The organism is Mycolicibacterium moriokaense, assembly GCF_010726085.1.
GTDB lineage: Bacteria > Actinomycetota > Actinomycetes > Mycobacteriales > Mycobacteriaceae > Mycobacterium > Mycobacterium moriokaense.
This window is the reverse complement of record NZ_AP022560.1, coordinates 5,231,112-5,240,749: the sequence shown is the minus strand read 5'-3', so window position 1 is coordinate 5,240,749 and position 9,638 is coordinate 5,231,112. Positions and strand designations below refer to the sequence as shown.

At 66.4% G+C, this 9,638-nt stretch carries 12 protein-coding genes; 6 read left to right on the top strand and 6 right to left on the bottom strand.

The annotated features are described in order from the left end of the window. Positions 1 to 5 precede the first annotated feature (5 nt). Positions 6 to 1,580 (bottom strand): L-piperidine-6-carboxylate dehydrogenase, encoded by a 1,575-nt coding sequence (amaB, locus tag G6N43_RS25560; protein WP_083154391.1) that lies wholly within the window; start codon positions 1,578 to 1,580, stop codon positions 6 to 8. After that, positions 1,577 to 2,779, bottom strand: a complete 1,203-nt coding sequence (gene hglS, locus G6N43_RS25555; RefSeq protein ID WP_083154389.1) for a 2-oxoadipate dioxygenase/decarboxylase — start codon at positions 2,777 to 2,779, stop codon at positions 1,577 to 1,579. Before hglS ends, amaB begins: the two co-directional genes overlap by 4 nt. Positions 2,780 to 2,812: 33 nt before the next feature. Here hglS and G6N43_RS25550 point away from each other — a divergent pair, with 33 nt between their 5' ends. Both G6N43_RS25550 and lat read left to right on the top strand, forming a co-directional pair. Next, positions 2,813 to 3,265 carry an Lrp/AsnC family transcriptional regulator gene (locus G6N43_RS25550; RefSeq protein ID WP_083154387.1) on the top strand — a complete coding sequence of 151 codons (453 nt, stop codon included), beginning with the start codon at positions 2,813 to 2,815 and terminating at the stop codon, positions 3,263 to 3,265. Between the two features lie 52 nt (positions 3,266 to 3,317). Then, positions 3,318 to 4,661: an L-lysine 6-transaminase gene (gene lat, locus G6N43_RS25545; RefSeq protein WP_083154385.1), complete on the top strand. Its 1,344-nt coding sequence runs from the start codon at positions 3,318 to 3,320 to the stop codon at positions 4,659 to 4,661. On the opposite strand, the gene G6N43_RS25540 is transcribed toward lat, so the two are convergent. After that, positions 4,658 to 5,248: a restriction endonuclease gene (locus G6N43_RS25540; protein ID WP_110810471.1), complete on the bottom strand. Its 591-nt coding sequence runs from the start codon at positions 5,246 to 5,248 to the stop codon at positions 4,658 to 4,660. The two genes, lat and G6N43_RS25540, sit on opposite strands and share 4 nt — an antisense overlap. Positions 5,249 to 5,356: 108 nt before the next feature. Between G6N43_RS25540 and G6N43_RS25535 the strand changes: the two genes are divergently transcribed. From G6N43_RS25535 to usfY, 4 genes are all read left to right on the top strand, one after another. Beyond that, positions 5,357 to 6,034 carry a PAS and ANTAR domain-containing protein gene (locus G6N43_RS25535; protein WP_083154383.1) on the top strand — a complete coding sequence of 226 codons (678 nt, stop codon included), beginning with the start codon at positions 5,357 to 5,359 and terminating at the stop codon, positions 6,032 to 6,034. 69 nt (positions 6,035 to 6,103) lie between these two features. Continuing rightward, complete coding sequence (locus G6N43_RS25530) at positions 6,104 to 6,475, top strand: hypothetical protein (protein WP_083154381.1); 372 nt, start codon at positions 6,104 to 6,106, stop codon at positions 6,473 to 6,475. Beyond that, a complete protein-coding gene (locus G6N43_RS25525) occupies positions 6,472 to 7,095 on the top strand; it encodes a flavodoxin family protein (protein WP_083154379.1) in 624 nt (207 codons plus the stop codon). The genes G6N43_RS25530 and G6N43_RS25525 overlap by 4 nt, the downstream gene beginning before the upstream one ends. 92 nt (positions 7,096 to 7,187) lie before the next feature. Then, positions 7,188 to 7,496, top strand: a complete 309-nt coding sequence (gene usfY / locus G6N43_RS25520) for a protein UsfY (protein ID WP_083154377.1) — start codon at positions 7,188 to 7,190, stop codon at positions 7,494 to 7,496. 61 nt (positions 7,497 to 7,557) lie between these two features. On the opposite strand, the gene mbp1 is transcribed toward usfY, so the two are convergent. The 3 genes from mbp1 to G6N43_RS25505 all read right to left on the bottom strand — a co-directional run bounded on the left by mbp1 (position 7,558) and on the right by G6N43_RS25505 (position 9,583). Next, on the bottom strand, positions 7,558 to 7,797 hold the full coding sequence (gene mbp1, locus G6N43_RS25515) for a microaggregate-binding protein 1 (protein ID WP_083154374.1): 240 nt from the start codon (positions 7,795 to 7,797) through the stop codon (positions 7,558 to 7,560). A gap of 496 nt (positions 7,798 to 8,293) precedes the next feature. Then, entirely contained in the window at positions 8,294 to 8,506 is a 213-nt protein-coding gene (locus tag G6N43_RS25510) for a hypothetical protein (protein ID WP_083154372.1), read from the bottom strand. Positions 8,507 to 8,557: 51 nt separating this feature from the next. After that, complete coding sequence (locus tag G6N43_RS25505; protein WP_083154370.1) at positions 8,558 to 9,583, bottom strand: DNA topoisomerase IB; 1,026 nt, start codon at positions 9,581 to 9,583, stop codon at positions 8,558 to 8,560. Positions 9,584 to 9,638 lie beyond the last annotated feature (55 nt).

The window sequence follows — 9,638 nt, the reverse complement described above, 5'->3', positions numbered from 1 at the left end:
GCGCGCTAGCCGAAGTGCACGCCCTGCGCCAACGGCAGCTCGGACGAGTAGTTGACCGTGTTGGTCGCCCGGCGCATGTACGCCTTCCATGAGTCCGAGCCGGACTCACGCCCACCCCCGGTCTGCTTCTCGCCACCGAACGCGCCGCCGATCTCGGCGCCCGACGTGCCGATGTTGACGTTGGCGATACCGCAGTCCGAGCCGTCGGCGGACATGAAGCGCTCCGCCTCGCGCACGTCCGTTGTGAAGATCGACGACGAAAGACCCTGTGGTACCGCATTGTTCAGCGCGATCGCCTCATCCAGGTTCTCGTAGGTCAGCACGTAGAGAATCGGTGCGAACGTCTCGGTATGCACCACGTCGGTCTGTGCGGGCATGCGGACGACGGCGGGCGCGACGTAGTAGGCGCTCTCGTCTCCGAGTTCGTGGCGCTCACCCCCGATCACCTCACCGCCGTCTGCGCGGGCCTGCTCCAGCGCCTTGACCATGTCGCGGTAGGCGGTTTCGTGGATCAGCGGGCCGACCAGCGTGCCGTCGGCCGCCGGATCGCCGATCGGCAGCTGCCGGTACGCCGACACGATCCGGCCGACGAGTTCGTCGGCGACCGAGGAGTGCACGATCAGGCGGCGCAAGGTCGTGCATCGCTGTCCGGCCGTGCCTGCGGCGGAGAACACGATGCCGCGCACCGCGAGGTCCAGGTCGGCCGACGGCGTGACGATGGCGGCGTTGTTGCCGCCGAGTTCGAGCAGCACCTTCCCGAACCGCGCCGCGACCCGCGGCCCGACCTGCTGCCCCATCCGCACCGAACCCGTCGCGCTCAGCAGTGCCACCCGCGGATCGTCGACGAGGCGCTCGCCGATCTCACGGCCACCCTGAATGAGCCGGCTGACCTCCCGCGGCGCACCCACCTCGTCGGCTGCGCGTTCGATCAACGCCTGACAGGCCAGCGCCGTCAATGGGGTGAGCTCCGAGGGCTTCCATACGACGGTGTCGCCGCACACCAATGCGATCGCGGTGTTCCAGGCCCAAACCGCCACCGGGAAGTTGAATGCCGTGATGACGCCGACGACGCCGAGCGGATGCCAGGTCTCCATCAGCCGGTGGCCGGGACGCTCGGAGGCGATGGTCTTGCCGTAGAGCTGACGTGAGAGGCCGACGGCGAACTGGCAGATGTCGATCATCTCCTGCACCTCGCCGAGGGCTTCTGAGGTGATCTTGCCGGCCTCCACCGTGACGAGCGTCGCGACGTCGGCCTTGTGCTCGATCAGCAGCTCGCCGAGGCGCGCCACCAGCGCACCGCGAACGGGTGCCGGGGTGGTACGCCACGACGTAAACGCCTGCGCGGCTTCGGCAATGGCGGTATCGGCCTGCTCGGGACTGGTCTCCGCGATCGTGAACAGCACGTCGCCGATGATGGGCGTGCTGGCATGCAAGCGTGAACCGGATGTCGCCGGCCGAGCGGCTCCGTGTTGGCCCGGCTCGCCGAGTTCTACCCGCGAACCCACGGCCGCCAGTGCGTCACGGACGCGGGCGCGCAGATCGTCGGCGGTGGGGAGCTGTGATTTCTGCATAGTGGTCATGATGACGCGGCCTTCTCATAAAGATCGTAGGGATCGTGAATGTGATGACCGATCTGTCCGGCCATCCAGTGCATGCTGTAGTCCGACCCGTCTGCCCCATCCGAGGTCTGCGCGTCGGTGTCGAGATTCGATCGGAAGATGCCCGCCGCCGAGGCAGGCAAGAAGTCCTCGTAGACAACGGGTTTCGCCGGATCACCGCCGTGGTAGTAGGCGAGCCCCGCTGCTGCCATCTCCTCATGGGTGGCGGGGAAGTGGTCGGCCCAAGCCGCGGCCGGATCAACGGTCCTCATCGCGGCCTCATACCGTCGCCTGCCCTCGGGAGTCAGCGCCACCCCTCGCGACTCGACCTCACCGAAGCGCACCCGCAGCGTGCCGTCGGACACCACACCATTGTCATCGCGGAAGCGGCGCGGCTCGGCCAGCGCCCGAAAAGACGTCTGCCGCAACAACACATCCGGTCCCGAGGTGCGGGGCGGGCCCTGTATCGCGTCGATCATCGCGACTCCGCGCTGCGACATCCGCCGATACAGCTCATCGATGTCGAGCACACGCGGCGTCAGGTGATTGATGTGCGTCGTGGCGACACCGGCGATGTCGGCGGCCACCGCCGATACGCGGCTCAGCTCGTCGTACCACCCGCGATCGATCGGCTCCCGTGACAACGCGAACGCGGCGACGGCGGCGGCGACGAAGCGCTGCGCGGACTCTCGGTCCGTGCCGCCCTCGGCGGCTATACGGCGCGCCTCGTCGATCAGCGCGGGCTCGAACAGCTGCCGGTGAGCCAGGCGGCGCTCGACGCGGGCGCGCAGGTCGGGGGAGAAGAAGCGCTGATCGGACGTCGCCAGCATGGAGGTGAACACCCGAAACGGGTTGCGCTCCAACTCGTCTGCATCAATCGGCCGGAAAGCCGTCGACACCACCGGCACCGGCGATTCGGCGTCGCGCAGATCGTAAAAACCGACCGGATACATGCCGAACGCCGCGAAGAGATCTGCCACCTCCTCGAGTTCGCGCGGGCTGCCGACCCGGATCGCGCCGTGGCGCTCCGTGGTCACCCGCTCGGTCGCGCCCAGTTCGCGGTTCACCTCCGTACTGACCTCGAGGAGCTTGGAGTAAAGCGGCACTTCGGCGGCGTAAAGGCGCGACAATGCCGCCGCGAACCGCGCACGCAGCCGCCACGTCGGGACAGTCAAGCTCATCGCCAAACGTCCTTGCTCGGATACAGTGCGGCCATGAGCGAACCGCTCGACGACATCGACCGGGTGCTGGCGCGCGAGTTGGTCGCCGACGGACGGGCCACGCTGGCCCACCTCGCGTCGGTAGCGGGGCTTTCGGTGTCGGCGGTCCAATCACGGGTCCGACGTCTCGAGGCTCGAGGCGTGATCGTCGGATACTCGGCCAGGATCAACCCCGAGGCCGTCGGCAACATGCTGTCGGCGTTCGTCGCCATCACCCCTCTCGATCCCTCTCAGCCCGATGATGCTCCTGCGCGGCTCGAACACATCGACGCCATCGAGTCATGTCACTCGGTGGCCGGCGAGGAGAGCTATGTGCTGCTCGTGCGTGTCGAGTCCGCGCGTGCGCTTGAAGACTTGCTGCAGCGAATCCGAACGGCGGCGAACGTACGCACTCGAAGCACCATCATCTTACAAACTTTTTACGATAGACGCGACTCGGTGCCGTAACTGTTACGGTCAGATGGTCAGAATGCCGTAAATCTTCTGTTAAAGTGGGTTTATGACCGCTGTTCTGTCGCATTCTGCCCACGATGCCTCCGCGGCCTCGCCGGTCGGCCCGGACGACGTCCGTGACGTGCTGGCCCGCAGCATCCTGGCCGACGGCCTGGACCTCGTCCTCGACATCGACCGCTCGCGCGGCTCGCATCTCGTCGACGCCCGCACCGGCAAGCGGTATCTCGACATGTTCACGTTCTTCGCGTCGTCGGCGCTGGGGATGAACCATCCGGCGCTGGCCGACGACGACGGCTTCCGTGCCGAACTCGCGGTGGCCGCGATCAACAAACCGAGCAACTCCGACGTCTACAGCGTGCCCATGGCGCGTTTCGTCGCGACGTTCGCGCGCGTGCTCGGCGACCCCGCACTGCCTCACCTGTTCTTCGTCGACGGCGGAGCGTTGGCCGTCGAGAACGCGCTGAAGGTGGCGTTCGACTGGAAGAGCCGGCACAACGAGGCTCGCGGAATCGACCCCGAGCTCGGGACCAAGGTGCTGCACCTGCGCGGCGCATTCCATGGCCGCAGCGGCTACACGCTCTCGCTGACCAACACCGACCCGAACAAGGTCGCACGCTTCCCGAAGTTCGACTGGCCCCGCATCGATGCGCCGTACCTGCGGCCAGGGGTCGATATGGATGCGGTGGAGGCCGAGTCGCTCCGTCAGGCGCGCGCGGAGTTCGAAAGCCACCCGCACGACATCGCCTGCTTCATCGCCGAGCCCATCCAGGGTGAGGGCGGCGACCGTCACTTCCGGCCGCAGTTCTTCGCAGCGATGCGGGCTCTGTGCGACGAGTTCGACGCACTGCTGATCTTCGACGAGGTCCAGACGGGCTGCGGGATGACCGGAACCCCTTGGGCCTACCAGCAATTGGGAGTCGCACCCGATGTGGTCGCATTCGGCAAGAAGACCCAGGTGTGCGGCATCATGGCCGGACGACGCGTCGACGAGGTGTCCGACAACGTCTTCGCCGTCAGTTCCCGGATCAACTCGACGTGGGGCGGCAACCTGGCCGACATGGTGCGTTCGCGGCGCATTCTGGAGGTCATCGAGTCGGACCACCTGATAGCGCGCGCGGCAGGGACGGGCCGGTACCTGCTCGACCGACTCCTCCAACTCGCGGAGGAGTTCGCCGGCGAGGTGCTCGACGTCCGAGGTCGTGGGTTGATGTGCGCGTTCAGTCTGCCGTCCTCCGCGCAGCGCGATGAGCTGCTCGCCAAGTTGTGGGATCGAGGGGTGATCATGCTTGGCAGCGGTGCCGACAGTGTGCGGTTCCGGCCGGCGCTGACGGTGTCGCGGGAGGAGATCGACGCCGCGGTCGATGCGGTGCGCGACGCGCTGCGCGCCTAGACCCCGGTCGGTGTTGAGGGCTCGGTCAGCCGTCGGATCGTCGCGCGGAGGCGACTGAGCTCCGCTCCGCTCACCAGTTCGCAGCCGTGCAGTTCCGCGAGTTTGCGTGCAGCAGGGGTGAATTCGTGGTTCGTGACGACCATGGTCCTGGCGCACTCCTGCATCGGTGCACCGGCGACCACTTCCTGCACCGCACTTGCGCCGACAGGGCGCGACTGCCGTTTGCATTGGATGGCAAGACGATTCGGCCGCTTCCCGACGATGATGTCGACACCCCAGTCACCGCTGAGCGGGGTCATGATGACCGGCGCACCACTCGACCGTGCGATCCGCGCGACGTAGTCCTCGAATTCGGTGCCGGTCAACGTGGCGGCCGGGTCCTCGCGTGGGTGCGGGGTGCGCAAGCCGACGAGCGCCCCGCGGACGAAGCGCGGCGCCGCTGCAAGGGTCATGGGCGCGACGACGGCCACCACAAGGCTCCATGAAGGTGAGGCCCCCAGCGCCCAAGTCGACAAACCGGCCGCGACCCCGGCGAGCAACAGCCACTTCAGCACCACGCGGCGAATCGTAAGGGCGCGCACCGACATTGCCGACATGCCTCGCCGCTCGGCCCGCGGTCGAACCTTCTGTCCGATATGCGAAGTTTCATACCAGCTGCAATGTTCCGTCGCAGGTAACCGGGTTAATCTGCACTTATGACCGACGACGCGGCCGGAGGGGAAGGGCAGACGCCTATCGAGCATGCCGACGGTGGCGGGGAGCCTCAGCGCGTCGGGTCGTTCAAGTACTTCTTCGCCGATGAGCGCTGGGAGTGGGCACCCCAGGTTCAACGGATGCACGGTTACGCGGGCGACGTCGTGCCCACCACGGAACTGGTGCTGTCGCACAAGCATCCCGACGACTACGGCCAGGTCGCCGCCACACTCGACGAGATCCGCCGGACGGCGGGCGCGTTCTCCACCAGGCACCGCATCGTCGACACCCACGGCGAGGTGCACCACGTCGTCGTGGTCGGTGACCAGATGTTCGACGACACCGGGACGGTGATCGGGACCCACGGCTTCTACGTCGACGTCACGCCGTCGGTTCAGCAGCGCCACGACCGGATCGTCACCGAGGCGGTCGCGGAGATCGCCGAGGCGCGGGCACTGATCGAGCAGGCAAAGGGCATGCTGATGGTCATCTACCGGATCAGCGCTGACTCCGCGTTCGAACTGCTCAGGTGGCGTTCGCAGGAAACCAACACCAAGTTACGGGCGTTGGCCGAGCAGATTGTCAGGGACTTCCTCGAACTGCGCTACGACGATGAGTTGCCGCCCCGAAGCGCGTACGACAGGCTGCTGCTCACCGCGCATAACCGCGTCGCATCCTGAGGTTTACCCGCTCCTGGCGCCGGGAATTCTCTGCCTCGTCTTGACCAGCGAATTCGGGAGAGTCCGTCCGTGTATCAGAGTCCAGGACGTGTCCAACAGGACGACGCAGGAATCCGCGATGCCGTGCGTTTCGGCGCGATCGTCGCCGTCGTGGGAGTTGCGTTCGTGGTCACCGCCATCGTGTGGGTGAGTACCTGCAGCGGCGCGACGGCAGACACAGTGGCGTGCGGAGCTCCGCAACGCACAATGCTGGCGCTCGGTGCACCGGTCGTCCTGTTGATCGGCTCATTGCGCGCCTTCTTCCGGACCTACCAGACCAGGCGCAGGGGTGAGACCTGGTGGGCATGGCAGGGCGTCGGCTGGTTCCTGCTGACGATGACACTGCTCGTTTTGACCATGAGCATGCCGCCCATCGCCGGGCCCGCGTTGGTCGGAGGATGACCGCCCCGCGGCCGTCGCTGACGGCCGTCGCGCTGGTGTGCAGCCTCAAACGCAGTCCGGCACAGTCGAGTAGCGAGTTGATCGCCGAGCACGTCTGCGCACAACTGCGCACCCGCGGGGTGAAGACCGAGTCGCTGCGCTGCGCCGACTACGCGATTTCGCCTGGCGTGGAGGCGGATATGGGGGAGGGCGACGAATGGCCCCGCATCCGCGAGAAGCTGCTGGAATGCGACATCCTGGTCCTGGCGACACCGGTGTGGCTCGGTCACCCCTCCAGCGTCGCGCAGCGCGTGCTCGAGCGCTTGGATGCCGAACTGTCCAACACCGACGACGCCGAGCGGCCGGTGATGGTCGGCAAGGTGGCGCTGGTCGCGGTCGTCGGAAACGAGGACGGGGCGCACAAGGTCGTCGCCGACTGCTTCCAGGGACTCAACGACATCGGCTACACCATCCCCGCCCAGGGATGCACGTACTGGAACGGCGAGGCCATGCAGTCCGGCGACTACAAGGACCTCGACGAGGTGCCCGAGGCGGTCGCTTCCACCACCGCCGCCGCGGCCCGCAACGCCGCCCATCTGGCGACTGTCCTGCGTGAACGGCAGTACCCGCCGTATCAGTGATGTCGTTTCTGGCACAACGCCGTCCGGTAGGCCTACCGTGGATATCAGCCCACGCAGGGCGGCTTCAGGGTACGTCGGAGAAAGGAGTACCGATGAAAGGCCCGAAAGATCCCGTCGACCACGCCAGGACAACGCGCCCGCACGCCGGGGAGTCGATGAAGGACAACAAGATCATGCCGGGGCTCATCGTGATCGGGGTGGCCCTTGTGCTGTTCGTCTCGTGCTTGGCGGCGTTCGCCACGCGTCACCAAGATGTCGGCCTGACGCTGGCGTCCGTCGCCGTTGCGGGATTCATCGTCGGCGGCGGCTGGCTGCTGGTCGAACACCTGCGGGTGCGGCGGATCGAAGACCGTTGGTACGCAGAGCATCCCGATGCACTGCGGCAACGGCCCAGCAGTTAGAGACGAACACGAAAAGGGCCCAGCCGAACGAGTCGGCTGGGCCCTTCCGCGTTAGGTCTTACTATCGCTGCTCGGCCTCTTGGCGCTTCTCAGCAGCTTTGGCGCCTCCGCGGGCGGCTTCGGCCTCGGCTTCCTTCTGCGCCGCATCTTGCTGCGCATCGGCCTTGTCCTGCTGAGCCTTGCCCTCGCGGACCATGTCGTCACGCCCGGTCACGGTGCCAACCGCTTCCTTGGCCTTACCCTTCACGTCCTCGACGGCGCCCTTGATGCCTTCTTCGGGACCACTGTTCTTCTCGGTCATAGTTGCCTTTCCGCTATTTGCAGTGGATTGGCCGTGCCCACTTTTCTCCAGCGGGGGCCACGGGGAAATCTCCCGCAACCGGTGGGTACCCGGGGCGGTGCGGGCTAAACCCGGGCTAAGCCTTCGCGCAATGCCGCGGAGTACCTGCTGTAGCCCGCTCGCAGCGCCACGACGACGACGACCCACGCCAGCCCGAAGCCCGAAGCGCGAACCGACGATCGCGTTGGTGACGAGGTCGCCGATGTCGAGGAAACCGCCGATGCATGGCCTGGGCGAGTTGGCCGGGCATGCCGTCACGGTTGGCCGGGCAACGCGTCACCAGCAGACCCGTCCCCGCAACGATCAGTGCCAGCAACAGAGCCGCACGTAACCGATGTGCACGTGCACTGCGAACCGCCATGGCGACTCCTGTCAGCCGGAGAGCGTCTCACCTCCGACAGGTGCGAGTACCTCGCCGCTGTTGGTGTGGTCGGGATATGAGATGTCAGCGTCCGGATCAGACATCCATGTCCTCTTCGGGGTCGAAGTCGACGGTTTCAAGTTGTTCCTGCCAGTCGGGGCCCGCCGCCTCGAGCGGCAATTCGGTCGGGGGTTCCGCGGTGTCCTCTTCGTCGAGAACCGGCTCGTTGATCGCGCGATGCTGCTCGACGGCGTCATCGACCGGGATGTCGACGGGGATATCGTCGGGGAAGTTCTCGCTGTCTTGCATAGCGGCCGGATACCCCGCGCGACGTGCGGGAAACCCTGTCGCGACAGGACGCTAGCCCTTGTTGCCCTTCGCGACCTTGCGGATCAATCGCGCGGTGCCGCTGTCCAGAATCGCCTGACGTTTGTCCACCGCTTTGGTTTTCGCGGCGCGCCGGGCAGCGGCGGCGATCGTGAGGCCGGACTCGTATCCCTCGACGACGCGGGGGTCGACGTAGGACCCCCGGGCCACCGCGGGAGTGTTGCCGAGTTCCTCGGCGACCTCTTTCATGACCGCCGATTCCACTCGCTTGATCACGGACTTGTTCTCCGGGGGATCGGCATCGACGAACGCCGCCGCCGCCAGGACCGTGCCATGCCAGGTGCGAAGGTCCTTGACCGTGTACTCGTCGCCGACGAGCTCTTTGAAGCGACCATTGAGATCGTCGGCGTGCAGCTCGGTCCAACCGGAACCGTTGCGGCACACCAGCAACCGCTCGGTGCGGTCGGGTCTGCGCATAAGCGCACGCACCGATCGCACCACCTCGGGGTCCTCGATCTTCAGGGTGCGGCGCACCCCGCTCTTGGCTGGATAGTCGAACTCGACGGCATCCTGCGCGAGCGTCACGTGCTCACAGAGCAGCGTCGCGAGGCCGAACGAGTTGTTCTCTTCGGCGTACTGTTCTGATCCCGATCGGAAGTACCCGAGATCGAGCAGCTGCAGTGCCAGCGCGATCACGCGGTCGCGGGTGAGCCCGCGGCCACGCAAGTCGGAGGCGATCTGCTGCCGCATCTCGGGCAGCGCGGCGGACATGTGCAGCGCCCGGTCGAACTTCTCCTCGTTGCGGTCCTCCTGCCACTGCTGGTGATAGAGGTACTGTCTGCGGCCGGCGGCGTCGGTTCCGACCGCCTGGATGTGCCCATTGGGATAGGAGCAGATCCAGACCTTCTTCCAGGCCGGCGGGATCACGAGGTTTTTGATGCGGCTCAGCGTCTCTTCATCGGTGACCGGGGAGCCATCGGGGTAGTGGTAGGAGAATCCCTGCCCTCTTCGCACCCGACGCAGGCCGGGGCCGCGCAACTGGCTACGGCGAAGCCGCATGTTTGGCGCGTGACCAGGTGAGGGTATGGATGTCAGACCATGCCGACTCACGAAC

What these genes read in the sequence shown, in the direction of transcription:
- hglS (WP_083154389.1), bottom strand. Translation starts at nt 2,779, where the DNA reads ATGAGCTTGACTGTCCCGACGTGGCGGCTGCGTGCGCGGTTCGCGGCG.
- G6N43_RS25525 (WP_083154379.1), top strand. Translation starts at nt 6,472, where the DNA reads ATGACCGCCCCGCGGCCGTCGCTGACGGCCGTCGCGCTGGTGTGCAGC.
- amaB (WP_083154391.1), bottom strand. Translation starts at nt 1,580, where the DNA reads ATGACCACTATGCAGAAATCACAGCTCCCCACCGCCGACGATCTGCGC.
- G6N43_RS25505 (WP_083154370.1), bottom strand. Translation starts at nt 9,583, where the DNA reads ATGCGGCTTCGCCGTAGCCAGTTGCGCGGCCCCGGCCTGCGTCGGGTG.
- G6N43_RS25540 (WP_110810471.1), bottom strand. Translation starts at nt 5,248, where the DNA reads ATGTCGGTGCGCGCCCTTACGATTCGCCGCGTGGTGCTGAAGTGGCTG.
- G6N43_RS25535 (WP_083154383.1), top strand. Translation starts at nt 5,357, where the DNA reads ATGACCGACGACGCGGCCGGAGGGGAAGGGCAGACGCCTATCGAGCAT.
- lat (WP_083154385.1), top strand. Translation starts at nt 3,318, where the DNA reads ATGACCGCTGTTCTGTCGCATTCTGCCCACGATGCCTCCGCGGCCTCG.
- usfY (WP_083154377.1), top strand. Translation starts at nt 7,188, where the DNA reads ATGAAAGGCCCGAAAGATCCCGTCGACCACGCCAGGACAACGCGCCCG.
- G6N43_RS25510 (WP_083154372.1), bottom strand. Translation starts at nt 8,506, where the DNA reads ATGCAAGACAGCGAGAACTTCCCCGACGATATCCCCGTCGACATCCCG.
- G6N43_RS25550 (WP_083154387.1), top strand. Translation starts at nt 2,813, where the DNA reads ATGAGCGAACCGCTCGACGACATCGACCGGGTGCTGGCGCGCGAGTTG.
- mbp1 (WP_083154374.1), bottom strand. Translation starts at nt 7,797, where the DNA reads ATGACCGAGAAGAACAGTGGTCCCGAAGAAGGCATCAAGGGCGCCGTC.